Raw genomic sequence first — 25,328 nt, forward strand, 5'->3', positions numbered from 1 at the left:
AGACATAGCTTAATATTTTCAACTACTTGAACCGGCCTCTGGATACAGTTTGGCCGGAACCGGATCTGCAGATTGCAGCATTTGAAATTTTGTGATATTTCACGACATATCAATCAGACCTCCGGGAGGGAGGTCTTGTTGAAATGGGAGGAAATCAAATGACTATTTTCCGCACCGGTCTTGCCGGAGCAGTTGCGCTTGGCCTCACCGTAATAGCGCCAGCAGCCAGCCAGGCCGCAGACGCCACGACACTGCAATTCCAGACGCACCACAGTGCATCATCGCTTCAGGGCCAGGCGCTGCTGCGCTTCGCCGACCTTGCAAACAAGATGTCCGGCGGCACACTGCAGGTTAACATGCTCACGGACTCCTCCGTGGTGAAGGCATCGGAAGCCTTCGAGGCAGCGGCAACCGGCATTATCGACGGAGATGCAACCGGCGCCGGCTATGTCACCGGCAAGAACCCCGCATTCCAGTTTTATGGCGACGTGATGGGCGGCTATTCCACGCCCTACCAGATCCTCGGCTGGTACAAGAATGCCGGCGGGCTGGAGCTTGCCAACGAGCTCTACGAACAGTTCAACATGCATCTGATCGGCACCTTCGTCGCCACGCCGGAGTCGCTGGGCTCGACCACATCGCTCGCCGGCATTGAAGATCTGAAGGGCTGGAAGTTCCGCTCGCCCCCGGGCATGGAATCGGAAATCTTCCAGAAGCTGGGCGCCGCTCCCGTGGTCATGCCATTCGGTGAAGTGTTCACCGCCATGACCTCGGGCACCGTGTCCGGTGCCGATGCCTCGACCCTGGCCGTCAACAAGGGGCTCGGCCTCTATGATGTCGGCAAATTCGCAACCTACCCCGGCTTCCATTCCATGCCGATCGAGCATGTGACGATCAATCTCGACAAGTGGAACTCCCTGACGGACGAGCAGAAGCAGATCCTTCAGTCGGCAATCGACACGATTGCCATCGAGGTGGCAACCCAGTCGGAAATCAATGACAAGAAGGCCGCTGCCGAACTCACGGCCGCCGGGGTCACCCTTCAGGACTGGAGCGAAACCGACCGGCTGGCCTTCCGCAAGGTGGCTCAGGAAGTCTGGGCAGACTGGGCAACCCGCAGCCCGGAAGCTCAGGCTGCATATGATTCCCACGTGGCCTACATGAAGTCGCTCGGCATCCTCGACTGATCCGCCGCTGACTGCCTCAGAAGAAGCGGGCTGGCGGTTTCACAGTTGCCTCCCAGCCCGCCTCATCCGGTTCTGCCCGGGCCTTGCACAGGCTCAGGCAGATCTTTGCGGCCGCTCTTTGCCTTCAGCCAGACGAGGATATCATGCCGGCTCCATCCGAAAATCCTGATCCAAAGTTCTCCCCGAAGGCGGCGCTGCTGGCCTCTCCCCTTCTCGTGATCGTTGCCATCACGCTTTACGAGGTGGCGGCGCGCTATCTCTTCGGCAGTCCCACGGCCTGGGTCAATGAAATGGCCCTGTTCCTGTCCGCGCTCGTCTATCTGGTGGCGGGTGTCTACGTCATGGCGCTGGATGACCATTTGCGGATCTCGGTCATCTATGACGCCGTTCCGCGCCCCGTCCGCCGCGTCTTCGATGTCATCACCCTGGCCGCAACTCTGGTCTTCTGCGGTGGCCTTGCCTATTTCGGCGCACCGACGGCCTGGCGGGCCCTCGTCACCTTCGAGCGGTTCGGCACCGCCTGGAACCCGCCCATTCCGGCCATCGTCAAACCCTTTGTCGTCGTCGCGGCGGCCCTGATGGCTGTCCTTGCAATCATCAACTTCCTGCGCGCCAGCCGGCACCCCCGGCCCGGCAGCGGCCGGATCGATTGAGGCTGCCATGACCATTCTGACAATCTCGATCATCCTGCTCCTTGGCATCTTCGCTCTGATGGCCGTGGGCGTGCCGCTGGCCTTTGCCGCCGGCTCGCTGGCCATGGTGGTTGCCTATCTCAAGTTCGGCCTGCCGGTGCTCGCCATTGCGCACAAGACCGTCTACGGCCTTGCGACCGAATACAGTTTCCTCTCCGTGCCGATGTTCATCCTGATGGCATCGCTGCTGGAACGGTCCCGGCTGGCGCGCGATCTCTATGATGCGCTGAACAGTATTTTCGGCCGGATCCGCGGCGGCATCGGCTATGTCACTCTGGTGATTTCCGTCCTTCTGGCGGCGATCAGCGGCATCATCGGCGGCGAGATCGTGCTGCTCGGGCTTGTTGCCCTGCCGCAGATGCTCCGCCTCAAATACGACCGCAACCTTGCCATCGGTATCGTTTGCGCGGGCGGATCACTCGGCACCATGATCCCGCCGTCGATTGTGCTGATCGTCTACGGACTGACCGCGAATGTTTCGGTTCACCAGCTCTTCCTTGGGTCATTCCTGCCCGGCTTCCTGCTGGCGGCCTTTTATCTCGTCTATATCGCCATCCGCTGCTGGCTGGATCCTTCAGCAGCGCCCAAGCCCTCCGAAACCAGACAGGTTCCGTTCTCCTGGCCTGTCTTCCTGCGCGGCGTCCTGCCTACCGCCATCCTCATCTTCACCGTCTTCGGCTGCATCTACGGCGGCATCACCTCGATCACCGAGGCGGCAAACATTGCCGTTGGCATGACGCTGGTGATCATTGCGGTGCGCGGAGAACTGAGCCTGCCCATGCTGGCGCAAGCCCTCACCCAGACGCTGCGCGCCTGCGGCATCATCCTCTGGGTCACCTTTGGCGCCGCCGTCATGGTCGCGATCTACAATCTGTCCGGCGGGCAGAGGTTCGTGACGGAGCTGATCCTTGGGCTGAACATCTCCCCGCTTCTCACCATCCTGCTGATGATGACGATCTTCATCGTGCTCGGCATGTTCATGGACTGGATCGGCATCCTGCTGCTGTGCATGCCCATCTTCGTGCCAATCGTTGCTGCGCTCGGCTACGATCTGGTGTGGTTCGGCGTGCTCTTCTCCGTCACCATGCAGGTATCGTTCCTGTCTCCCCCCTTCGGGCCGGCCGCCTTCTATCTGCGCAGTGTCGCTCCCCCCGGCATCACCCTCCCCGTGATCTACAGGGCTCTGTGGCCGTTCATCCTGATCCAGCTGTTCATGCTGGGCCTGCTGCTGGCCTTCCCCGGGATCTCGCTTCTCCTTCCCAATCTCGCACGCTGATGTGCTCCGGAGCTTTCCGATGAAAATAACTGCAATCAAGACATACCGCCTCGAAGAGTTTGCCAACGTCCTGTGGGTTCATGTCGAAACGGATGCGGGCATCACCGGCCTGGGTGAAACCTTCTATGGCGCGGGTGCCGTCGAAGCCCATATTCACGACACCCTGGCCGGCCGCCTGCTCGGCAAAAACCCGCTGCACATCGAAGCCCTGCACAAGGAAATGGTGTCGCTGCCGATGGCCCAGTCCTCGACCGGCGCCGAATACCGGGCAGCCTCCGCCATCGACATTGCCCTGTGGGACATCTTCGGCAAGGTCTGCGGCCTGCCGGTGCACCAGATGCTGGGCGGGCAGTGCTGGGACAAGATCCGTGTCTACAACACCTGCGCCGGCTACCGCTATGTGCGGACCAACAACATCAAGCCGGTCTCCAACTGGAACCTTGGCGATGACGAAGGCCCCTATGAGGATCTCGTCGGCTTCATGACCCGGGCGGACGCCCTGGCGGAGAACCTGCTGGAACAGGGCATCACCGCCATGAAGATCTGGCCGTTCGATCCCCATGCCCAGGAAACCCGCGGCCAGTACATCACCGCCGAACAGATGAAAACCGCCATCGAGCCCTTCGAGAAGATCCGCAAGGCCGTTGGCGACAAGATGGAGATCATGGTCGAGTTCCATTCGCTGTGGAACCTGCCCACCGCCAAGAAGATCGCCAAGGCGCTCGAGCCCTATTCCCCGACCTGGTACGAAGACCCGATCCGGATGAACTCGGCCCAGGCGCTCGGCGAGTTTGCCGCCTCGACGGATGTCTGGACCTGCGCCAGCGAGACCCTCGGCTCACGCTGGCCCTACAAGGACATGCTCGACCAGAACGCCACTCACGTGGTCATGGTGGATCTGTGCTGGACGGGCGGCCTGACGGAAGGCCGCAAGATCGCGGCACTGGCCGAAACCTGGCACCGCCCCTTCGCCCCGCATGACTGCATCGGCCCGGTTGGCTTCGCGGCGGCCATTCACATGTCCTTCAGCCAGCCCAACACGCTCATTCAGGAGTCCGTGCGCGCCTTCTACCGCGGCTGGTACAACGAGCTCGTCACCGCCGTGCCGAAAATCGAAAACGGCTATGTCTATCCGATGGAAGGACCAGGGCTTGGCGTCGAGCTGCTGCCCTCCTTCTTCAACCGCCCGGATCTGAGCGGCCGCACCTCGGTCCTCTGAGCCTGACTGCCAGCGTTGCAACACGGAACCTGCCATGACCCTTTTTGACCTGACCGGGCGTACAGCCCTCGTCACCGGCTCTTCCCGCGGCCTCGGGCTCGCCATCGCAACCGGCCTCGCGCAGGCCGGCGCTTCGCTGATCCTGAACGGCGTCGATACGGGCCGCCTTGAGGCCACCGCCGAAACGCTGCGGGCCGCCGGGCACTCTGTCCGCACGGCCGCATTCGATGTCACGGATGAGGCAGCCGTCACCGCTGCCTTCGAGCCCTTCGACCGGGACGGGATTGCGATAGACATTCTCGTCAACAATGCCGGCATCCAGCTGCGCAAGCCGATCGTCGAGCTCTCCACGGCGGAATGGCAGAAGGTGATGGACACCAACCTCACCAGCGCCTTCGTGGTGGGCCGGGAAGCGGCAAAACGCATGATCACGCGCAAGAGCGGCAAGATCATCAACATTGGCTCGCTGACCAGCGAGCTGGCCCGGGCAACCGTTGCCCCCTACACGGTGGCCAAGGGCGGCATCAAGATGCTGACCCGCGCCATGACGGCGGAATGGGCCGAACACGGCATTCAGGTCAATGCCATCGGCCCGGGCTACATGCTCACCGACATGAACGAGGCCCTGATCAACAACCCGCAATTCGACGGCTGGGTGAAGGGCCGCACCCCGGCCCGCCGCTGGGGCAAGCCCGAGGAGCTGGCCGGCACCGCCGTCTATCTGGCGTCTGCTGCTTCCAACTACGTCAGCGGCCAGATCATCTATGTCGATGGCGGCATGATCTCGGTCCTCTAGAGCCAGGAAAATCATCATGCGCGCTATCGTCGCTCATCAGCCCCATGACCTTCGCATCGAGGAGCGGCCTGCCGCAGCAAGGCCTGGACCGGGCGAAGTTCGGGTGCAGATCACCCGGGGCGGCATCTGCGGCTCCGACCTGCATTATTATCACCATGCCGGGTTCGGAACGGTCCGGCTGAAGGAACCGATGATCCTCGGCCACGAGGTTGCCGGGCGCATCGTGGAGACAGGCAGCGGGATTACCTGCGTGGCGGCGGGTGATCAGGTGGCGGTCAATCCCAGCATGCCTTGCGGGCATTGCCACTTCTGCCTGAGGGATCAGCGCAACCAGTGCCTCGACATGCGGTTCTTCGGCAGCGCCATGCGCTTCCCGCATATGCAGGGGCTTTTTCGCGATGAAGTGACGCTGCCGGTAGAGCAGGTCTTCAAGGTTCCGGCAGCGCTCGACCCCGGCCTTGCCGCCTGTGCCGAACCGTTTGCCGTCTGCCTGCATGCGGTCGCAGGCGCCGGATCGCTCCTCGGCAAATCCGTGCTCGTCTCCGGCTGCGGCCCGATCGGCAATCTGGTGATTGCCGCCGCAAGGCATGCCGGAGCGGCAGAAATCACGGCTGCGGACCTTGCCGGTGCCCCGCTCGCCATTGCCGCAAGTCTTGGCGCCAGCCGGACCTTGAACCTTGCCGAAGCACCGGAGGCTCTCGCCCCATTTGCCGAGCGCAAGGGCCTGTTCGATGTGGTGTTCGAATGCTCCGGCAGCGCCCGGGCGCTGGCCACGGCGCTGGAGGTTGTCCGTCCCGGTGGAACCCTCATCGCCGTGGGCCTTGGCGGCGATATCCCGCTGCCGCTCAACCTCGTTGTGGCCAAGGAAGTCATCCTCAAGGGCAGCTTCCGCTTTGATGCGGAATTTGCCTGGGCCGTGCAGCTCATCTCCAGCGGCGCGGTCGATCTGTCCCCGCTGATTTCCGCAACACTTCCCGCCGGAGAGGCCGATGCCGCCTTCAGACTGGCCTCCGACCGCAGTCAGTCGATGAAAGTGCAACTGGCTTTCAACAACTGACCAGCCCCTTGCCACTGCCTATCCGCCCAGAATGGACCCTTCCCATGAAAATCGTGTTCCACGGCCAGAATGCCTGCAGCTTCGTCCCGGGCTTTACCAATTTACTCTCTGAAACGCATGAGATCATCCAGCTGCCGGATTCTCTGGCCGCAGAGCAGGACCGGCAGGCTTATGCCTCTGCCGATGTGATCATCGGTGTGCAACTGACGGCGGACATGCCGGTTCCGGCATCGCTGAAGCTCTATCAGCTGCCGGGCGCAGGCTATGACGGCATCGATCTGAGCCATATTCCGGAAGGCGCGGCCCTGTGCAATTGCTTCGGTCACGATGCGGCCATCGCGGAATATGTAATGGCTGCCCTGCTGCTGCGCCATGTGCCGCTGGCCGATGCGGACCAGCGTTTGCGCAAGGGGGACTGGGCCTACCGCTCCGGCGGGACAGATGCGCTGCGCACCGAGCTCGGCGATCAGACCATCGGCCTGATCGGCTTCGGCCACATCGGCAAGACGATTGCCGCCCGCGCCAAGGCTTTCGGCATGGAGGTCATCGTCGCCAACCGGTCCACACCGCAGGACACGGACCTGTTCGACCGCCACTATCCCCTGTCCGCCTTGGCTGAGTTTGCAGGCGCGGCGGATGTGATCGTCAACACCCTGCCCTTCACACCGCAGACGGCGGGTCTGGTCGACGCGTCCGTCATCGGCGCGATGCGGCCGGAGGGAGTGATCGTCAACGTCGGGCGCGGCCCGGTCATTGACGAAAAGGCTCTCTATGACGCCCTCGCGGAACGGCGAATTGGCGGCGCCATCATCGACACATGGTATGTCTATCCGGACGGCAGCACGCCCAATCCACACCCCTCTGCCTATCCGTTCCATGAGCTGGCTAACGTGGTGATGACGCCGCACATGTCCGGCTGGACCCATGGCACGGTCAACCGCCGCCGCGTGGCCATGGCAGACAACATCAACCGGCTGACCGCAGGCAAGCCGCTGGAAAACACCATCCCTATACGGTGAGACAGAGGCAGCAGAACCTGCGTTCCCCGCCGCGGACACACCAACGCCGCCCCTGCTAACCGGCAGCGGGCGGCGTTCTTGTAATCAGAACCCTGAAATCAGCTGCCGCCGGCCAGAACCCGTTCCAGCTGCGGCAGGAACACGCGTTCGTAGCTTTCGGGCGAAAGCGGGCCGATGAACTTGTAGCGGATCACGCCCTTGCCATCGACCACATAGGTCTCCGGCACACCATAGACGCCCCATTCGATGGCCGCGCGGCCACCGGCATCGGCGCCCACCTTGTCGTAAGGGTTGCCGAGCGCGCCGAGGAAGCGGCGGGCGTTTTCGGGCTGATCCTTGTAGTTGATCCCATACATGCGGAAGCGGCCGTCCTTCGCCATTTCCTCCAGCACCGGATGCTCCTGACGGCAGGGCACGCACCAGGAGGCGAAGACATTGACCACGGACACGCCGCCATCCAGATCAGCCGCCGCGATGCCGGGCACGGGCACGCCCTTGTCCATCAGGCCTTCCACCGCAGGAAGCTCCATGCGGGGGGCAGGCTTGTTGAGCAGGGCCGAAGGCAGTTCGGACGGATCGCGCCCGAAGAACATCTGGAACAGGAACAGCACCGCCAGCGCGGCGAAGATCACCAGCGGCAGCAGTGCGAAAACGGGAATGCGGCGGCGCGCGCCTGCATCCGGCTTGGCGGTGGAAGACTGGTCCGGCGCGCTCATTGGCCCTGCGTCCCTGCTGCCGTGCGGCGGCGCACCCCTTGCGCCTCCAGCGCCCTGAGATCCGCATTCAGCCGCCGCCGGTCCAGCCACACCCAGCCGGTCAGGCCGAGCACGACGCCAAGGCAAATGGCGAAGGAGGCAATGATGAAGCCCGCGTGGGGGCCAAGGTCGAAGGCAGCCATGCTCACCTCACTCTGCCGCGACAGGGGTTGCGGCGCTGGCGCCCGCCGGGCGCACGGCGGCAGCCCGCATGCGCAGCGCCCGCACCCGCCGCCGCAGGATTTCGTTGATCATCGCATGGGCATGCAGCACCAGGAACAACAGCGTGAAGGCCGCCGCCATCACCATCAGGGGCCATAGCAGATCCGGGTGGATCGTCGGCCCGTCCATGCGGATGACGCTGGCCGGCTGATGCAGCGTGTTCCACCAGTCGACGGAGAATTTGATGATGGGCAGGTTGATGACCCCGGCCAGCGTCAGCACGGCCGCCGCCTTGCCCGCCCGGATCGGGTCATCCATCGTCCGCCACAGGGCCATGAGGCCCAGATACATGATGAAAAGCACCAGAACCGAGGTCAGGCGCGCATCCCACACCCAATAGGTGCCCCACATGGGCTTACCCCAGAGCGAACCGGTGATCAGCGCCATGAAGGTGAAGGCAGCCCCCAGCGGCGCTGCCGCCTTGGCCGAGACATCGGCCAGCGGATGCTTCCACACCAGCGTGCCAAGAGAAGACAGGGCCATGACCGAATAGCACATCATCGACAGCCAGGCGGCCGGTACGTGGATATACATGATCCGCACCGTGTCGCCCTGCTGGTAATCCTCCGGCGCCACGAAGAAGGTCATGTAGAGCCCGATGGCAAACAGCAGCACACACAGGCCCGTTGCCCAGGGCAGGATGGCCCGGGCAAGGCTCATGAAACGGGTCGGGTTCGCCAGATCAACAAGTGCCATGGAATGGTTCTAATCCCTCTCACCCGCCGCTGCAATGCAAGGCCGCAGGTCCGCTCTCTATGCCTCAAGGGTTTTCGCATTGCCTTGCGCTGGGTCAAGCCCCCATCTGACCGCAATCACGAAAGCGTCATGCCCTGACGGGTTCAATCCGCCGCAAAGCGCAGCGCGGCCGCAGCCGCCACCGGCCCGAGAACGGCGGAGAACAGCGTCAGCGCGCAGAGAATGAGGAAGGGCGTCATGAAGGGCACCGGGTCATTCACGGCAGCATCCGCCGCGCTCACGCCGAAGATCAGCACCGGGATCGTCAGCGGCACCACCAGCACCGCGAGCAGCAGCCCGCCCCGGCGCAGCGACACGGTCAGCGCCGCGCCGATTGCCCCGATCAGCGTCAGAGCGGGAGTGCCAACCAGCAGCGTCAGCGTCACCGCCCCCATGGCCACCGGCCCGAGATTGAGGAAAACGGCCAGCACGGGCGCAGCCAGCACCAGCGGCAGGCCGGTCGCCACCCAATGGGCAAGGCACTTGCCCAACACCACCAGTTCCAGCGGCTGGCCGGCCATCAGCATCAGATCGAGCGAACCGTCATCCCGGTCGGCCTGAAACAGCCGGTCGAGCCCCAACAGCGCCGACAGCAGCGCCCCGATCCACAGGATCGCCGGGCCGATGCGGGACAGGAGATTGAGATCGGGCCCGACGCCAAAGGGAATGACCGTGACCACGGCCAGAAAGAACAGCACGCCGATCAGCGCCCCGCCGCCAACCCGGATGGCCAGGCGGAATTCGCGGGCAACGAGGGCAAGGAACCAGCCGTTCATGCCTCATCTCCCTCATCTTCAACCTCATCTCCCTGCTCTGGCGCAGCCAGATGCAGCGCATCGGCGGGATGCAGCGCAAGTTCGGAGTGGGTGGCGGTGATGATCTGACCGCCTGCGGCCAGATGCGCGTTCATGAAACCGAGAAGCTGCGCTTCGGAGGCCTTGTCGAGGGCCGAGGTCGGCTCATCCATCAGCCAGATGGGGCGCGGCGTCACGAACAGCCGCGCCAGCGCCAGCCGCCGGGTCTGGCCCGCCGACAGATAGGCCGCGGGCAGGTTCGCCGTATGGCCGATGCCGAGTCTGTCCAGAATATCCAGCGGCTGCAGCACCTCGCCGTCAAAGCCCTCCGGCCGGGCCGGGGCCATGAAACTGCGCCAGAACTCAAGGTTTTCCAGCACGCTCAGGGCGCGCTTCACCGCGCTTTCATGGCCGAAATAATGCGCGTGTTCGGCAAGGCTGCGCTCGCTGGCGCCGCCTTCCAGCGTCAGCTTGCCCTCGCTCACCGGCACAAGGCCCGCCAGTGTGCGCAGCAGTGTCGACTTGCCGACACCATTGGCCCCGGTGATGACCAGCGCCCGGCCCGCCTCAAGCTCAAAGCCCAACCCGGCAAACACCCGGCGCCCGCCCCGGTCCACGGCAAGTTTGTCGGCAATCAGTTTCAGGGGACAGCTCCGCGCTTCATTCCGGTCCTTGTTAGGATGCCCCCCGGACGATGGCAAGCAGCTAGAACTGCGTAGAGGCGGTCTGCATCATTCATCACCCTCAACTCTCGCAGGCCGTGTTTACATGGGAACCATAAGTCCGGCCCCAGTTCCTCTCCCCCCTTGAGGGGGAGATGCCCCCGGCAGGGGGCAGAGGGGGGTAGCGGATCATCCGTTTATAGGAGAGTTCCAGCCGTACTGAGGCACTGCCACCCCCCTCTGTCTGCTGACGCAGACATCTCCCCCTCAAGGGGGGAGAGGGGCGCTGCGACCAAATGCGGGTGCCTTTCCCAGCTGAAATCGGGGCAAGTTGCAGCCTGTTTCGTGCACGTGCCAAAAGAAGGAAAGAGTCGGAAACTCTCACGAAAAACACAACGGCCGCCCGTCCGGGTCAGATCCGATAGGATCCTCACCGGACGGGCGGCCGCTGAAAGTCAGGCCATCAGAGGCTCAGATGCCTCTGGCGGCTCAGAAGTGAACCGAGCGCGCCGTTGCCAGCTTTTCGACCGGCGGGGAGAACTTGGTCAGGTCAATCCCTTCCACGGCCTGCTTGTACTCGTCCACATTGGGCGTGCGGCCCAGAACGGCGGCGAGCACCACCACGGGGGTGGAGGCGAGCAGGGATTCACCCTTCTTCTCGGTGCTGTCTTCCACCACGCGGCCCTGGAACAGGCGGGTGGAGGTGGCCAGAACCGTGTCACCCTTCTCGGCCTTTTCCTGGTTGCCCATGCAGAGGTTGCAGCCCGGACGCTCCAGATAAAGGATGTTTTCGTACTGGGTACGGGCCTTGCTCTTCGGCGCGCTGTCGTCGAATTCGAAGCCGGAGTACTTCTGCAGCACTTCCCAGTCGCCTTCGGCCTTCAGCTCGTCGATGATGTTGTAGGTCGGGGCTGCCACCACGAGCGGAGCCTTGAACTCGACGGTGCCATGCACCTTTTCGAGGTTCTTCAGCATCTGCGCGACGATCTTGATGTCGCCCTTGTGCACCATGCAGGAACCGACGAAGCCCAGATCGACCTTCTTCTCCCCCCCGTAATAGGACACGGGGCGGATGGCATCGTGGGTGTAGCGCTTGGACACATCCGGGTTGTTGACATCCGGGTCGGCGATCATCGGCTCATCGATCTGGTCGAGATCGACAACGACTTCGGCGAAGTACTTGGCGTTCTCGTCCGGAGCCAGCGCCGGCTTTTCGCCGGAGCGGATTTCGGCGATGCGCTTGTCGGCCTTGGCGATCAGGCCCTTCAGAACCTGGGCGTCATTGTCCATGCCCTTGTCGATCATCACCTGGATGCGCGACTTGGCCAGTTCCAGCGAGCCGATCAGCGTCTCGTCATCGGAGATGCAGATGGAGGCCTTGGCCTTCATTTCTGCGGTCCAGTCGGTGAAGGTGAAGGCCTGATCGGCCAGCAGCGTGCCGATATGCACTTCGATGACGCGGCCCTGGAAGACGTTGTCGCCGAACTGGCTCAGCATCTGGGCCTGGGTGGCATGCACCACATCGCGGAAGTCGACGTGATCCTTCATGGAGCCCTTGAAGGTCACCTTGACGGAATCGGGGATCGGCATGGTGGCTTCGCCGGTGGCAAGAGCCAGCGCCACGGTGCCCGAGTCAGCGCCGAAGGCGACGCCCTTGGACATGCGGGTGTGGCTGTCGCCGCCGATGATGATGTCCCAGTCATCCACGGTGATGTCGTTCAGCACCTTGTGGATCACGTCCGTCATGGAGTGATAGACGCCCTTCGGGTCACGGCCGGTGATCAGGCCGAACTTGTGCATGAAGCTCATCAGTTTCGGGATGTTGGCCTGTGCCTTCAGATCCCAGACCGAAGCCGTGTGGCAGCCGGACTGATAGGCGCCGTCCACCAGCGGCGAAATGACGGTGGCCGCCATCGCTTCCAGTTCCTGCGCGGTCATCAGACCGGTGGTGTCCTGCGAGCCGACGATGTTGACGCGCACGCGCACGTCGGAACCGGCATGCAGCACCTTGCCCGGCGCAACGCCAACCGCATTGCGGTTGAAGATCTTCTCCACCGCCGTCAGGCCCTGGCCCGGATGGGAGACTTCCTTGGCCGGAGAGAACACCAGCGGCGCTTCAACGCCCAGCGTTTCGGCCGCAAAGGTCTGCAGCTTCTTGCCGAAAACGATGGCATAGGAGCCACCGGCACGCATGGATTCCATCTTCTGCGGACGGAAGGAGGCGGACAGATCGGCCAGCTCTTCCTTGCCGTCTTCGCTGTAGAGCTTCTTGGCCTTGCTGTTGATCTTCAGCACGGTGCCGGTGTCGACCGAGTACTTCTGCACCAGAATCGGGTTGCCGGCGTTGTCGATGACCGGCTTGCCCTCGTCATCCAGCTTCTTGACCCAGTTCTTCAGGTCGACGCCGATGCCGCCCGTCACGTCGACGGTGGTCAGGAAGATCGGCGAGATGCCGTTGGTGCCGGCCACGATCGGGGCAATGTTGACGAAGGGAACGTAGGGGCTCGCCTGCTTGCCGGTCCACAGCGCCACGTTGTTGACGCCCGACATGCGGGAGGAGCCGACGCCCATCGTGCCCTTTTCGGCGATCATCATGACGCGCTTGTCCGGATGCTGCGCCTGCAGGGCGCGGATCTCGGCCTGGGCGGCTTCGGAGATCATGCACTTGCCGTGCAGCTCGCGGTCCGAGCGCGAATGCGCCTGGTTGCCCGGCGACAGCAGGTCGGTGGAGATATCGCCTTCTGCGGCAATATAGGTGACGACCTTGATCTCTTCCTCGACCTCGGGAAGCTTGGTGAAGAACTCGGCCTTGACGTAGCTCTCCAGAATGTCCTTGGCGACCGGATTGCCGGCCTCGAAGGCGGCCTTCAGACGGTCGGTGTCGGCGGCATAGAGGAAGACCTGGGTCTTCAGAACTTCGGCAGCGTCACGGGCGATGGAGGCATCTTCGCCCAGCGCCAGATCCAGAAGCACCGCGATGGACGGGCCACCCTTCATGTGGGACAGCAGCTCGAAGGCGAAGGCGCGGGAGATTTCCGGCACCACCTCGGTTCCCAGGATGATCTCCTTCAGGAACCGGGACTTTTCGCCAGCGGCGCTCGTCGTGCCGGGAATGGTGTTGTAGATGAAGAACTGCAGCGAATCGGCGCGATGCGCGCTGCCCGTGTCCTTGATATTGGCAATCACTTCGGCGAGGAGCGCGGCATCCTCGATCGGCTTGGGGTGAAGGCCCTGACCCTTGCGGGCTTCGATCTCGGCGAGATAGTCGGTGTAAAGGCTCATGGTGATCCCGGAATCCCTTGTTGGTCAGTGCCAACCTCCGGATCGCGGTCACTTCTGGCGGGCCGGGGCAAGCGGGCTGAGTGTTATTTTTCAGCGCGGTATACAATAGTATGCAATGTCATTCAAGCGCTTTCCATCACCCATAAACTGAATGCGGGCCTTTGTCCTTGACCCCTGTTGCCCTTTGAAAAATAAACCCAATATCTGATGTCAAAGCCTTTCACTGCGAGGCGTCCCGAAGGCCGGCCCAAAAGGTTGAAACAACGCCTGCAGACCGGTTCCAGTTGCAGATGCTGCGGGCATGACTCGCCGCAAAAGCCAAAACCGGCTATAGGGGCAGCATACAGCAGCCTCCGGCCTGCCCGCCTGCGGGCAGCGGCGGGGACTGTGCGGCACCAAAGGCGAGGCCCGGCAAGAGGCCAGTCAGATCCGGCAGCGGCCGGGACCAGAGATCTTTAATCCTCCGGGCAGGCACCATCCCCCTCGCCGCGCCCGGTCTTGAGAGGAGAGTGCTCGACGTGACCCAATCCCTCGACAGCTTCAAGTCCAGGAAAACCCTTGAAGTCAACGGCCAGACCTACACCTATTTCTCCATTCCGGACGCCGAGAAGAACGGCCTTGAAGGCGTCTCCCGCCTGCCGAATTCGCTGAAGGTGGTGCTGGAGAACCTGCTGCGCTTTGAAGACAACCGCACGGTGACCGCTGATGACATCCGCGCGGTGGCCAAGTGGCTCGTCACCCGCACCTCCGAACACGAAATCTCCTACCGCCCGGCCCGCGTGCTGATGCAGGACTTCACCGGCGTTCCGGCCGTGGTCGATCTTGCCGCCATGCGCGATGCAGCGGTGAAGCTCGGCGGTGATCCGAAGAAGATCAACCCGCTGGTGCCGGTGGATCTCGTCATCGACCACTCGGTGATGATCGACTATTTCGGCACAAAGGATGCCTTCTCGAAGAACGTGGAGCTGGAATACCAGCGCAACGGCGAGCGCTATGAATTCCTGCGCTGGGGCCAGTCGGCCTTCGACAATTTCCGCGCCGTGCCGCCCGGCACCGGCATCTGCCATCAGGTGAACCTCGAATATCTGGCCCAGACCGTCTGGATCAGGGAAGAGAACGGCGAAACCATCGCCTATCCGGACACGCTGGTGGGCACCGATTCCCACACCACCATGGTCAACGGCCTTGCGGTCCTCGGCTGGGGCGTCGGCGGCATCGAGGCGGAAGCGGCCATGCTCGGCCAGCCGATTTCCATGCTGATCCCGGAAGTCATCGGCTTCAAGCTGACCGGCAAGCTCAATGACGGCATCACCGCGACCGACCTTGTGCTGCGTGTCACCGAGATGCTGCGCAAGAAGGGCGTGGTCGGCAAGTTCGTGGAATTCTACGGCCCCGGCCTCGACAACCTCAGCCTTGAGGATGCCGCCACCATCGCCAACATGGCCCCGGAATATGGCGCGACCTGCGGCTTCTTCCCCGTCGACCGCGAGACCCTTGCCTATCTGAAGGCCACCGGCCGCGATCCGCAGCGCGTTGCTCTTGTCGAGGCCTATTCGAAGGCACAGGGCATGTTCCGCGATGCAGCTTCCCCCGATCCGGTCTTCACCGATACGCTGGAACTCGACATCTCCACCGTCGTGCCCGCTCTCTCCGGCCCCAAGCGCCCGCAGGACCGCATCAACCTCGATGCCGTCGCCGCAGGCTTTGCCAAGACCATGGCCGACGAGTTCAAGAAGGCGGACGAGCTGTCGCGCCGCGTGCCCGTCGAAGGCCGCAGCCATGACCTTGGTCATGGCGATGTGGTCATCGCCGCCATCACCTCCTGCACCAACACCTCGAACCCGAGCGTGCTGATCGGCGCGGGCCTCGTCGCCCGCAACGCCCGCAGAAAGGGCCTCAAGGTCAAGCCCTGGGTGAAGACCTCGCTGGCACCCGGCTCGCAGGTGGTGACGGATTACCTCCTCAAGGCCGGGCTTCAGGACGATCTCGACGCCCTCGGCTTCACCCTCGCCGGCTATGGCTGCACCACCTGCATCGGCAACTCCGGGCCGCTGGCGCCGGAACTGTCGAAGGCGATCTCCGACAATGACCTCGTCGTCAGCGCCGTGCTCTCGGGCAACCGCAACTTCGAGGGCCGTGTCAACCCGGATGTGCGCGCCAACTATCTGGCCTCGCCGCCGCTGGTCGTCGCCTATGCCATCGCGGGCAACATGAACGTCAATGTTGCCACGGACCCGCTGGGCGAGGATCAGGACGGCAAGCCGGTCTACCTCAAGGACATCTGGCCCTCGACGGAAGAAATCACCCAGATCATCCGTTCCTCGATCGACGATGACATGTTCCGCAAGCGCTATTCGGACGTGTTCAAGGGCGACGAGCACTGGCAGGCAATCAAGGTGGAAGGCGGCATGACCTACAAGTGGCCGGTCTCCTCCACCTACGTGGCCAATCCGCCCTATTTCGAGGGCATGACCATGGAGCCCAAGCCCCTGACGGATATCGAGGGCGCCGCCGTGATGGGCCTGTTCCTCGATTCCATCACCACCGACCACATCTCCCCGGCCGGCAACATCAAGGCCAGCAGTCCGGCAGGCACCTATCTGTCCGAGCATCAGGTTGCCGTTACCGACTTCAACTCCTACGGCGCACGGCGCGGCAATCACCAGGTGATGATGCGCGGCACCTTCGCCAACATCCGCATCAAGAACCAGATGGTTCCGGGCGTGGAAGGCGGCGTCACCATGAAGGACGGCCAGCAGAAGTGGATCTATGACGCCTGCATGGAATATCAGGAAGCCGGCATCCCGCTGGTGATCTTCGCGGGCAAGGAATATGGCACCGGCTCGTCCCGTGACTGGGCCGCCAAGGGCACCACACTGCTCGGCGTGCGCGCCGTCATCGCCCAGTCCTTCGAGCGCATCCACCGCTCCAATCTTGTCGGCATGGGAGTCATTCCGCTGACCTTCAAGGAGGGCGAGAGCTGGCAGTCCCATGGCATCACCGGCAAGGAGCGGGTGACGATCAAGGGCATCGCAGACATCACCCCGCGCCAGATGATGAACGTGGAAGTGACCTACGAGGACGGCACGGTGAAAAACATCGAGTGCCTGTGCCGTGTCGATACGCTGGACGAGCTGGAATACATCAAGGCCGGCGGCATCCTGCACTACGTCCTGCGCAACCTCGTGCGCAGCTGACCATTTTTAAACGCAAAACGGAAAGGGCCGCTCCGCATGGGGCGGCCCTTATCTTTGCGCCGCCCCTCCATCGTCATACCGGACGCAGCGAAGCGGAGATCCGGTACCGGTGAGTCGAGGCCTACCGGTTCGAACGCAAACTTGGATGCGAACACCTTATGCGGTGAAAGGCTCAACCCGCCAGCCAAGCCAACTTGCACCCCGGCTCACCGGTCCCGGCTCGCGCTTCGCTTGGCCGGGATGACGAAGGAGAGAAATGGTACCACTCCCCCCTACCCCGCCCTCTCCTCCAGCCGCAGCTTATGGCGGGTGCGGGCGAGGTTGAGGGTCTGGTAGAGCTGCGAGGGGGAGATGGGCTTGGGCAGCACGTCATCGAACCCGGCCTGCCGCAGCTTGCGGTCGCCCACCGATTCCAGCGCGGCCGTTACGGCGATCAGCGGCAGACGCGCGCCATCCGGCCCGAGGCGCAGGGCGGCGGCGGTTTCGATGCCGTCCATGCCGGGCATGTGCAGATCCAGCAGCACCCCGTCATAGGCGGTTGCTGCCGCCATGTTCACGGCCTGCTGGCCGGTGCCGGCCGCATCACTGGTCATGGCAAAGGATTCCAGCAGCGCGGCCAGCAGGCGCCGGTTGGTTTCGTTGTCATCGACGATCAGCACATGCGGCCCCGGCTGGGCAGTGCCGCCCTCCGGCGTCCCGCTCCCGCCCGGCAGCGGCAGATGCACGGAGAAACGGCAGCCGCCGCCCGGCGCATCGTCCAGATCCAGCCGCCCGCCAGCTGCCTTCACCACCTCCGCAGCCCCCCAAAGGCCAAGGCCCGAGCTGCTGCCATCCCCGGCACGGCCGGCCGTGCCGCGCGTGAAAGGGCGGAACAGGCGGCGGCGCTCCATGACGCCGATCCCCGGCCCCGTGTCGGTGATCTCCAGCAAAAGGGTACCCGCCTCCTCACGCAGCACCGCCCGCACCTGCCCGCGCGGGGTGTAGCGGATGGCATTGTCGAGGAGCACGGTTGCCGCACGGCGCAGGGCCAGCTGCAGCTCCGGCGGACAGAAAAGCGGCGTCTCCGGCACGCTGACGGCAAGAGGCAGGCCTTTGGCCTTGGCTAGAGGCTCGAACAGACCGGCGATTTCCAGCACCATCCGCCCGGCATCTGCACCTTCCGGCTCGGCCTGCGCAGCCTTTGGCAAGGGTGCAAGACCGGCTGCCGCGCGGCCCTCGTTCAGCACTCCGGCGGTCATGTCTGCGAGGCCATCGATGGCAGCAATGAGCGTTGCCAGGCGTACCTGCTGCAGGGGGCTCAGCGGCTCCATGCCGATCAGCTCCGCCGTCAGCCGCATGGCATTGAGCGGCGTGCGCAGGTCATGGGCCATCAGGGCGAGCCGCTGGCTTTCCGGACTGCCCTTCTCCTTACCCGTCATGCTGTTCCCCTGCTGCCAGCTTCATAAGGGCTTCCGGTTGACCGGCAAGCCGTGCCTCTTCTACAGTTGTGCTTGTGATGCGGCTGCGCCGCCCGCCTGAATCGCGCTGTATCATCCCATTGTGTCACGGTGCCCTGGGCTGGTCCATGCGCCGTGCACCCGCCGTCCTGCCTTGTCCGCAGCCCTCTGCTGCGCGCCGCTCTGAAATCCGTCCCGGATGCATTCTGGAACCCGCCATGTTCGAGCAGATCCTGACCATCGTTGTCCCCGTTTTCGTGCTTGTCGGGCTCGGCTATCTGGCAGCACGCACGGGCCTGCTGTCCCAGTCCGTGGGCGAAGGGCTCGGCCAGTTCGTCTTCGTGGTGGCGATTCCCTCGCTCATCTTCAAGACGCTGGCAACGGTCTCGATGGATCACGGCTTTCCCTGGGCGCTGTGGGCCGCCTATTTCAGCGGCGTTGCCCTCACCTGGGCCATCGCCACGCTGATCGTGCGCAAGATTTTCGCCCGTGATTCGCGCGCCGGCGTGATAGCCGGCGTTTCCGCCGCCTTTGCCAACACCGTCATGGTCGGCATTCCGCTTGTGTCTTCCGTACTGGGCCCGGATGGCCTGCTGCCGCTGGTGCTGCTGATTTCCGTGCATCTGCCGGTGATGACCATCGTCATCGCCGTGCTGATGGAGCGGGCGGCCGCCGCCGATGGCGCAGGCGGGTCCCAGTCACTCCCGGTACTTCTGAAAAAGATCCTGGCCAGTCTGATGTCGAACCCGATCGTCATCGCCATCCTCGCCTCGCTGGTGTGGCGGGTGTTCTCCCTGCCGCTCACGGGCATCCCGGCGGATGTGATCAACCGGCTCTCCTCCACCGCCCTGCCCGTCGCCCTGTTCTCGCTGGGCATGAGCATGGTGCTCTATGGCATCCGCGGCAATCTGGCCCCCGGCATCATCCTGAGTGTGCTGAAGGTCCTGGTGATGCCCGCCATCGTGCTGGTGCTCTGTGCCTATGTCTTTGCCCTGCCGCCGGTCTGGACAGCGGCCATGACGCTGACGGCCGCCTGCCCGACCGGCGTCAATGTCTACATCTTCGCCACCCGTTACGGCACGGGGCACGCCATGTCGGCCAATTCCATCACCCTCACCACCGCCGCAGCCGTCGTCACCTGCGGGCTGTGGGTGCTGGCGCTGGACATGCTGGGGCTAATCTGACTTCAGATGCCGATCCGGCGGCGCACATCTGCCACCGTCCACCCGGCAGCGCGCAATTCCCGCAGGGCCGTATGTCCTTCCGATTTCGACAATTTGCGCCCGTCCGCCCCCAGGATCAGCCGGTGATGGTGATAGCGCGGCTCCGGCAGGCCGAGCAAAACCTGCAGCAGCCGGTGCACGGCAGTGGCGTGGAACAGATCCTGCCCCCGCACCACATGCGTCACCCCTTGCAGGGCATCATCCAGCGTGACGGAAAGGTGATAGCTCGTCGGCGTGTCCTTGCGGGCAAGGATGACATCGCCCCAGGCAGCCGGATCAGCCGCAACCGTGCGGCCCTGCCCTTCCTGCCCTTCTTCCTGCCAGAACAGCGGCTTGGTCAGAAGGCTCACCGCCTTGCGCATGTCGAGCCGGAGGGCAAAGGGCGCGCCGGATGCCCGGCGGCGGGCAATCTCCGCCTCATCCAGCAAGGCTGCATCGCCGGGATAGAGCGGCGCCCCGTCCGGATCCCGCGGCCAGGGTTTTCCCTGCGCCTCCGTCTCTGCAACGAAGCCCCGGATCTCGGCACGGGTCAGATAGGCCTCATAGATCAGCCCCATCCCCTGCAGCCGGGCAAGAGCTGCGGCATATTCGCCGAAATGCCCGGACTGGCGGCGCGGCGGCTCTTCGTAGGCAAAGCCGATCCAGTGGAGATCCTCCAGCATCGCCGCTTCCAGTGCGGGCGTGCAGCGGGCGGTGTCGATGTCCTCGATCCGCAGCAGCATCCGCCCGCCCGCCGCTTGCGCAAGCTGCCGGTTGAGCAGCGCCGACAGGGCGTGCCCCAGATGCAGATAACCGTTGGGGGAAGGCGCGAAGCGGAAAACGGCGGTCATGACGCGTTATGGCAGGGATGCCGAACCGGGAAAAGCCGGTCCGGGCAGATAGCCCGAACCGGCGAAGTTTAGCTTAGCGCGCGATTTCCGCGAGCAGGCTTGCAGCGACCGAGAACTTGGAAACGCTGATCGTGCCTTCCAGAATCTCGCCCACCGAGCGGGTGGTGCGGGCAACGATGGCCTCATGCCCGGCCAGCCAATGGGCAAAGCCACCGGCCCTCAGCGCTGCCGCCGTCAGCTGGCGGTGCGCATCGGAGAGGGTCGCCAGGGCCCGGTCGAGCGCCAGCCCGTCGTAATAATCCGCGACCACCAGGTTTCGTGCCCGGATAGCCATTTCGGCAATACCGAAATGCGCCGCCACCTCGAAGAAGGTGGAGGCTGCCGCATCCAGTTCCGCACCCGTGTCACCGGCGATGAGCACGATATCCGGAATGGTTGCTTCCACCGGCAGCCAGGTGATGCGGCGGGCCAGCGGCTCCGGCACACCCTTGGACACGTTCTCCTCCACCGCGGCGGCCAGAAGCGCTGCCTGTGCGGGCGTGACGGCCTTCTCAAGATGCGGCCGCATCGCGTCAATCCCGGCCCGGAACCGCTCTACCACCGCCGCAATACCGTCCTTGAAGGAGACATGGCGGCGGAACCAGACGACCTGATCCAGGAACATGTTCTGCACCTCGGCATAAAGATCGAGCTGCACCTTGCCGTCGATCCTGGTGTCGAGCGCGTCGATTTCCTCGTTGAGCTCCGTCAGGCCGTAGCTGTTGCGCACGGCAACGAAACCGCAGGCAATCTCGGCGGCGCTGGCGCCCGTCTGGTCGGCGATGCGGGTGATGAAGGTCGGCCCGCAGCGGTTGACCATGGAGTTGGCCAGCATCGTGGCGATGATTTCCCGCCGCAGCCTGTGGCCCCGGATTTCCTCGGCATAGGCGTCCGCCATCTGGTCCGGGAAGTAGCGGAAAAGTTCGCGCGCCAGATAATCGTCATCCGGCACGCCGCTTTCCAGCAGCGCGTCATAGAGCGTGATCTTGGCATAGGCCAGCAGCACGCCAAGCTCGGCGCGGGTGAGGAACAGCCCGGCTTTTTCCAGCTCGGCCAGCGCTGCATCATCGGGCAGGAACTCGACCTGCCGGTCGAGATGGCCCGCCTGCTCCAGCTGGCGCATCATGCGGCCCTGATAGCCGAAGTCCTCCAGCCCGCGCTGCTCCGTCATGGAGATGGCGAGGGACTGCAGGTAGTTGTTGCGCAGCACCAGCTCCGCCACCTCGTCCGTCATCTGCGCCAGAAGCACGTTGCGGGCGGGAATGTCGAGCTTGCCCGACTGGACGGCCGCGCCCAGCGCGATCTTGATGTTCACTTCCATGTCCGACGAATTCACGCCGGCGGAATTGTCGATGGCGTCCGAGTTGGAGCGCCCGCCCCGGCGGCCGAACTCGATCCGGGCGCGCTGGGTCATGCCGAGGTTTGCGCCCTCGCCGATGACCTTGGCCCGGATCTCGCGCGCGGTGACGCGGATGGCGTCGTTGGCCTTGTCGCCCGCATCCGCATCCGTTTCCGTGCTGGCGCGGATATAGGTGCCGATGCCGCCGAACCACATCAGATCAACGTTGAGCTTCAGGATGGCGGTCATCACCTCCTGCGGCGTGGCCTTGGCCCGCGGAATACCAAGCAGCTGCTGGGCTTCCTCGCTGAGCGGAATGGACTTCAGCTGGCGCGAGAACACGCCGCCCCCGGCGGAAATCAGGCTCTTGTCATAGTCCGCCCAGGACGAGCGGCCCATGTCGAACAGGCGCTTGCGCTCGGCAAAGCTCGAGGCCGCATCCGGCGTGGGATCAATGAAGATGTCGCGGTGATCGAAGGCCGCCACCAGCCGGATTTCCTTCGACAGCAGCATGCCGTTGCCGAAGACGTCGCCCGACATGTCGCCCACACCCGCCACGGTGAAGGGCTCGCTCTGGATGTCGCGGTTCATTTCGCGGAAGTGGCGCTTCACCGCTTCCCAGGCGCCGCGTGCGGTGATGCCCATCTTCTTGTGGTCATAGCCGGCCGAACCGCCCGAGGCGAAGGCATCGCCCAGCCAGAAATCCCGGCTCGTCGAAATGCCGTTGGCCGTGTCGGAGAAGGTTGCCGTGCCCTTGTCGGCGGCCACCACCAGATAGGGATCATCCTCATCATGGCGCACCACTTCCAGCGGCGGCAGGATCTGGTCACCCTTGAGGTTGTCGGTCACGTCCAGCAGCGAGCTGACGAAGATCTTGTAGGCTTCCGTGCCTTCGGCGAACACCGCCTCGCGGTCACCGCCCACAGGCAGGCGCTTGGGCACGAAGCCGCCCTTGGAGCCAACCGGCACGATCACCGCATTCTTCACCTGCTGCGCCTTCACAAGGCCCAGCACTTCGGTGCGGAAATCCTGCGGCCGGTCGGACCAGCGCAGGCCGCCGCGCGCCACCTTGCCGAAGCGCAGATGCACGCCCTCGACACGGGGGCTGTAGACCGAGATTTCCCGGAAGGGCTTGGGCTGCGGCATGTCGTCGATGCGGCGGGAATCGATCTTGAAGGCGAAGGTCGGCTTCGGCTTCCCATCCGCATCCAGCTGGAAGAAGTTGGTGCGCAGGATCGCGTCGATGACATTCTGGAAACGCCGCAGGATGCGGTCATCGTCCAGGCTGACGACCGCGTCGAACTCGGACGACAGCTCGTTTTCGATCCGCGCCGCATTGAGCGTGCGGTCTGCCTCGCTGAGCGCCGGATTGAAGCGCACATGGAACAGCTCGACCAGCTTGGCGGCAATGGCCGGGTAGTTGTTGAGCGTGGTCCACATGTAGTCTTCGGAATAACGGATCCCCACCTGCCGCAGGTATTTCGACAGGGCGCGCACCATGGCGATGTCGCGCCAGCCGAGGCCGGCCGTCAGCACCAGCGCGTTGTAGCCGTCGCTTTCCGCCTGCCCCAGCCACACGGCCATGAACAGGGCTTCGAGACGGCCCTTCAGATCGGCCGAAAGCTCGATGCTGCCGCCCTTGGCCGCTTCCAGCGTCATTTCATGCAGGTAGCAGAAGGGCATGCCGGCCGGTGTGATCCGGTAGGTACGCTCGTTGATGACCTTGAAGCCCATGTTTTCCAGCAGCGGCACGCGGGCCGACAGCGGGATCGGAGCTTCCAGATGGAACACCTTCAGCGACAGGCGCGTATCCGGCGCGCCGGAGCTGCGGAAGAAGGTGATCGTCGCCTGGCGGCCCTCCGACAGGCTTTCGATCTTCTGCACGTCCGCCAGCGCATTTTCCGCGTTGTAGACTTCCTTGTAGCCGCCGTGGAAGGCGAGCGCATAGCGGTCCGACAGGCGCTCGGCCACTTCCGGGCTGAAGTGTTCCTTGAAGGCATCCATCAGCCCGTCCGGCCAGGTGCGGATGATGGAGGCAACGGCCTTTTCCAGCTCGTCCTGCGCCACCGAAGGCGTCTTGCCGCTGGAGCGGCCGATGATAAAATGCACCCGCGCCATCGGGCCTTCCGGATAGGTCACATACCAGGCGGACAGGTGGCCATCGAAGACATGGGCAAAATAGGTGCCGATGTTGAGGCGCACTTCCGTGGTGTAGCGGTCACGCGGCACGTAGCAGAGGATCGAGACGTAACGGTCGAACTTCTCCGGCCGGGCCAGCACGCGGATGCGCGGGCGCTCATCCAGCTGCAGGATCGCCATGGCGAAGTCGTAAAGCGTTTCGTGATCGATCTGGAACAGCTCGTCCCGCGGGAAGGTTTCCATCACGTTGGTGAGGGCGCGGCCCGAGTGGCTGTCGGAATCAAAGCCCGCCTTGGCCAGAACGCTGCTGACCTTGCGCCGCAGGAAGGGGATCGTGCCCGTCGGCTCGTTATAGGCGGTGGAGGCAAACAGGCCGACGATGCGCAGCTCTCCGGTCATCTTGCCGGCGGCGTCAAACATCTTGGTGCCGACATAGTCCATGTAGACGCGCCGGTGCACACGGCTCTTCACATTGGCCTTGGCGATGATCAGCGGGTCCGGGCGCATCAGGAACTCGCGGATCTCCGGGGTGATCTGCACGAATTCACCACCGCGGCGCAGGACGCGCATGTCCGGATCGGCCAGAAGCCCGAGGCCGGTGCTGTCGATCGGCGTCAGCTCGCCCTCGCCCGCGCCGCCGTCAAAGGTATATTCGCGCATGCCGAGGAAGATGAAATTGTCATCGGCCATCCATTCAAGGAACTGGATCGCTTCCCACAGCTCGTTGCTGGAGCCGTCGGCCTGCGCGGTCTTGTAGGTGTTCACCGCCTTGGTCAGGCGCTTGCGCATGGCCTTCCAGTCGGCAACAGCGGCGCGCACGTCATCCATGATGCGTGTCAGGCGCTGCTCCAGCCCGGCGCGGGCCTCCTCATTGACGATGCGGCTGACGTGGATATGGATCACGCTTTCCTGATGGTCCTCCCGCGCGGCGCCGCCCTTGTGGCCGCTGAAAGACACGAGCTCGCCCTGCGCGCCGCGCTCCACGTTGTAGATCGGGTGCAGCACCAGATGGACGGTCAGCTTGCTGTCATGCAGCTCGGCCATGACCGAATCCACCAGGAAGGGCATGTTATCATTGACCAGTTCGATGACCGTCACCTCACCGGCCATCTTGCCCTTGGTCTTGAAGGACGGGTTCGTCACGCTGATCCGGCTGGTGCCCCTCGGGTGGGACCTGAAGTCCTGGAACGTGGCACGCGCGAAAGCGGCCAGCTCGTCCGCCGAGTAGGCGACAAGATCTTCTGCAGCACCCTGCTGATAAAGTTCAGCGGCAAAATCCGCGAGGCCGGCCCCTGCCGTCTCCGCCTTTGACGTCAGAATTTTGCTCACCTCTTCAATGAGCTTTGCCTTCTGGATTTCCCGTGCTTGCGCCATCTCTGTCCTCCTGACCCGCGAATCAGCGGCGGCATGCTAGGCTGCCAATGCCGCT

18 protein-coding genes are annotated in these 25,328 nt (G+C 63.9%); 9 read left to right on the top strand and 9 right to left on the bottom strand.

The window, feature by feature from the left end; all coding sequences use genetic code 11:
• Positions 1-158: 158 nt before the first annotated feature.
• The 7 genes from ACVNHC_RS23615 (at position 159) to ACVNHC_RS23645 (ending at position 7,246) form a co-directional block, all read left to right on the top strand.
• Positions 159-1,187 (top strand): TRAP transporter substrate-binding protein, encoded by a 1,029-nt coding sequence (locus ACVNHC_RS23615; protein WP_457169790.1) that lies wholly within the window; start codon positions 159-161, stop codon positions 1,185-1,187.
• A gap of 143 nt (positions 1,188-1,330) precedes the next feature.
• Entirely contained in the window at positions 1,331-1,840 is a 510-nt protein-coding gene (locus tag ACVNHC_RS23620) for a TRAP transporter small permease subunit (protein WP_058898492.1), read from the top strand.
• A 7-nt stretch (positions 1,841-1,847) separates the two neighbouring features.
• Positions 1,848-3,155: a TRAP transporter large permease gene (locus ACVNHC_RS23625; RefSeq protein WP_457169791.1), complete on the top strand. Its 1,308-nt coding sequence runs from the start codon at positions 1,848-1,850 to the stop codon at positions 3,153-3,155.
• Between the two features lie 19 nt (positions 3,156-3,174).
• On the top strand, positions 3,175-4,374 hold the full coding sequence (locus ACVNHC_RS23630) for a mandelate racemase/muconate lactonizing enzyme family protein (RefSeq protein WP_050474120.1): 1,200 nt from the start codon (positions 3,175-3,177) through the stop codon (positions 4,372-4,374).
• Positions 4,375-4,408: 34 nt separating this feature from the next.
• On the top strand, positions 4,409-5,170 hold the full coding sequence (locus ACVNHC_RS23635) for an SDR family oxidoreductase (RefSeq protein ID WP_457169792.1): 762 nt from the start codon (positions 4,409-4,411) through the stop codon (positions 5,168-5,170).
• A 16-nt stretch (positions 5,171-5,186) separates the two neighbouring features.
• A complete protein-coding gene (locus ACVNHC_RS23640; RefSeq protein WP_457169793.1) occupies positions 5,187-6,227 on the top strand; it encodes an L-idonate 5-dehydrogenase in 1,041 nt (346 codons plus the stop codon).
• 44 nt (positions 6,228-6,271) lie between these two features.
• Positions 6,272-7,246 carry a 2-hydroxyacid dehydrogenase gene (locus ACVNHC_RS23645; protein WP_457169794.1) on the top strand — a complete coding sequence of 325 codons (975 nt, stop codon included), beginning with the start codon at positions 6,272-6,274 and terminating at the stop codon, positions 7,244-7,246.
• 98 nt (positions 7,247-7,344) lie between these two features.
• Here the strand turns inward: ACVNHC_RS23645 and ACVNHC_RS23650 are convergent, their stop codons facing one another.
• The 6 genes from ACVNHC_RS23650 to ACVNHC_RS23675 form a co-directional block, all read right to left on the bottom strand.
• Positions 7,345-7,962, bottom strand: a complete 618-nt coding sequence (locus ACVNHC_RS23650; protein ID WP_457169795.1) for a DsbE family thiol:disulfide interchange protein — start codon at positions 7,960-7,962, stop codon at positions 7,345-7,347.
• Entirely contained in the window at positions 7,959-8,144 is a 186-nt protein-coding gene (gene ccmD, locus ACVNHC_RS23655) for a heme exporter protein CcmD (protein ID WP_457169796.1), read from the bottom strand. The genes ACVNHC_RS23650 and ccmD overlap by 4 nt, the downstream gene beginning before the upstream one ends.
• 7 nt (positions 8,145-8,151) lie before the next feature.
• A complete protein-coding gene (locus ACVNHC_RS23660) occupies positions 8,152-8,919 on the bottom strand; it encodes a heme ABC transporter permease (protein WP_058898484.1) in 768 nt (255 codons plus the stop codon).
• A gap of 143 nt (positions 8,920-9,062) precedes the next feature.
• Positions 9,063-9,734: a heme exporter protein CcmB gene (gene ccmB, locus ACVNHC_RS23665; RefSeq protein ID WP_457169797.1), complete on the bottom strand. Its 672-nt coding sequence runs from the start codon at positions 9,732-9,734 to the stop codon at positions 9,063-9,065.
• Positions 9,731-10,396 (bottom strand): heme ABC exporter ATP-binding protein CcmA, encoded by a 666-nt coding sequence (ccmA, locus tag ACVNHC_RS23670; protein ID WP_457169816.1) that lies wholly within the window; start codon positions 10,394-10,396, stop codon positions 9,731-9,733. Before ccmA ends, ccmB begins: the two co-directional genes overlap by 4 nt.
• A 507-nt stretch (positions 10,397-10,903) precedes the next feature.
• On the bottom strand, positions 10,904-13,696 hold the full coding sequence (locus tag ACVNHC_RS23675) for a bifunctional aconitate hydratase 2/2-methylisocitrate dehydratase (RefSeq protein WP_457169798.1): 2,793 nt from the start codon (positions 13,694-13,696) through the stop codon (positions 10,904-10,906).
• Between the two features lie 518 nt (positions 13,697-14,214).
• On the opposite strand from ACVNHC_RS23675, the gene acnA reads away from it, so the two are divergent.
• Complete coding sequence (acnA, locus tag ACVNHC_RS23680) at positions 14,215-16,893, top strand: aconitate hydratase AcnA (protein ID WP_457169799.1); 2,679 nt, start codon at positions 14,215-14,217, stop codon at positions 16,891-16,893.
• A 272-nt stretch (positions 16,894-17,165) separates the two neighbouring features.
• Here the strand turns inward: acnA and ACVNHC_RS23685 are convergent, their stop codons facing one another.
• Positions 17,166-18,311: a hybrid sensor histidine kinase/response regulator gene (locus ACVNHC_RS23685; protein ID WP_457169800.1), complete on the bottom strand. Its 1,146-nt coding sequence runs from the start codon at positions 18,309-18,311 to the stop codon at positions 17,166-17,168.
• Between the two features lie 236 nt (positions 18,312-18,547).
• Between ACVNHC_RS23685 and ACVNHC_RS23690 the strand changes: the two genes are divergently transcribed.
• Positions 18,548-19,513, top strand: a complete 966-nt coding sequence (locus tag ACVNHC_RS23690) for an AEC family transporter (RefSeq protein WP_457169801.1) — start codon at positions 18,548-18,550, stop codon at positions 19,511-19,513.
• A 2-nt stretch (positions 19,514-19,515) separates the two neighbouring features.
• Here ACVNHC_RS23690 and gluQRS read toward each other — a convergent pair whose 3' ends face one another.
• Positions 19,516-20,382: a tRNA glutamyl-Q(34) synthetase GluQRS gene (gluQRS, locus tag ACVNHC_RS23695; RefSeq protein ID WP_457169802.1), complete on the bottom strand. Its 867-nt coding sequence runs from the start codon at positions 20,380-20,382 to the stop codon at positions 19,516-19,518.
• A gap of 73 nt (positions 20,383-20,455) precedes the next feature.
• The gene (locus ACVNHC_RS23700) at positions 20,456-25,273 is read right to left on the bottom strand and encodes an NAD-glutamate dehydrogenase (protein WP_122522626.1); all 4,818 of its coding nucleotides are present in this window, start codon (positions 25,271-25,273) and stop codon (positions 20,456-20,458) included.
• Positions 25,274-25,328: the final 55 nt, after the last annotated feature.

It is taken from the genome of Pannonibacter sp. Q-1, assembly GCF_054073275.1.

Coding starts and splice junctions, on each gene's coding strand:
- ACVNHC_RS23650 (WP_457169795.1), bottom strand. CDS start 7,962: ATGAGCGCGCCGGACCAGTCTTCCACCGCCAAGCCGGATGCAGGCGCG.
- ACVNHC_RS23700 (WP_122522626.1), bottom strand. CDS start 25,273: ATGGCGCAAGCACGGGAAATCCAGAAGGCAAAGCTCATTGAAGAGGTG.
- ACVNHC_RS23625 (WP_457169791.1), top strand. CDS start 1,848: ATGACCATTCTGACAATCTCGATCATCCTGCTCCTTGGCATCTTCGCT.
- ACVNHC_RS23630 (WP_050474120.1), top strand. CDS start 3,175: ATGAAAATAACTGCAATCAAGACATACCGCCTCGAAGAGTTTGCCAAC.
- ACVNHC_RS23690 (WP_457169801.1), top strand. CDS start 18,548: ATGTTCGAGCAGATCCTGACCATCGTTGTCCCCGTTTTCGTGCTTGTC.
- ACVNHC_RS23640 (WP_457169793.1), top strand. CDS start 5,187: ATGCGCGCTATCGTCGCTCATCAGCCCCATGACCTTCGCATCGAGGAG.
- ACVNHC_RS23635 (WP_457169792.1), top strand. CDS start 4,409: ATGACCCTTTTTGACCTGACCGGGCGTACAGCCCTCGTCACCGGCTCT.
- ACVNHC_RS23685 (WP_457169800.1), bottom strand. CDS start 18,311: ATGACGGGTAAGGAGAAGGGCAGTCCGGAAAGCCAGCGGCTCGCCCTG.
- ACVNHC_RS23645 (WP_457169794.1), top strand. CDS start 6,272: ATGAAAATCGTGTTCCACGGCCAGAATGCCTGCAGCTTCGTCCCGGGC.
- ACVNHC_RS23660 (WP_058898484.1), bottom strand. CDS start 8,919: ATGGCACTTGTTGATCTGGCGAACCCGACCCGTTTCATGAGCCTTGCC.
- ACVNHC_RS23675 (WP_457169798.1), bottom strand. CDS start 13,696: ATGAGCCTTTACACCGACTATCTCGCCGAGATCGAAGCCCGCAAGGGT.
- ccmD (WP_457169796.1), bottom strand. CDS start 8,144: ATGGCTGCCTTCGACCTTGGCCCCCACGCGGGCTTCATCATTGCCTCC.
- ccmB (WP_457169797.1), bottom strand. CDS start 9,734: ATGAACGGCTGGTTCCTTGCCCTCGTTGCCCGCGAATTCCGCCTGGCC.
- gluQRS (WP_457169802.1), bottom strand. CDS start 20,382: ATGACCGCCGTTTTCCGCTTCGCGCCTTCCCCCAACGGTTATCTGCAT.
- ACVNHC_RS23620 (WP_058898492.1), top strand. CDS start 1,331: ATGCCGGCTCCATCCGAAAATCCTGATCCAAAGTTCTCCCCGAAGGCG.
- ACVNHC_RS23615 (WP_457169790.1), top strand. CDS start 159: ATGACTATTTTCCGCACCGGTCTTGCCGGAGCAGTTGCGCTTGGCCTC.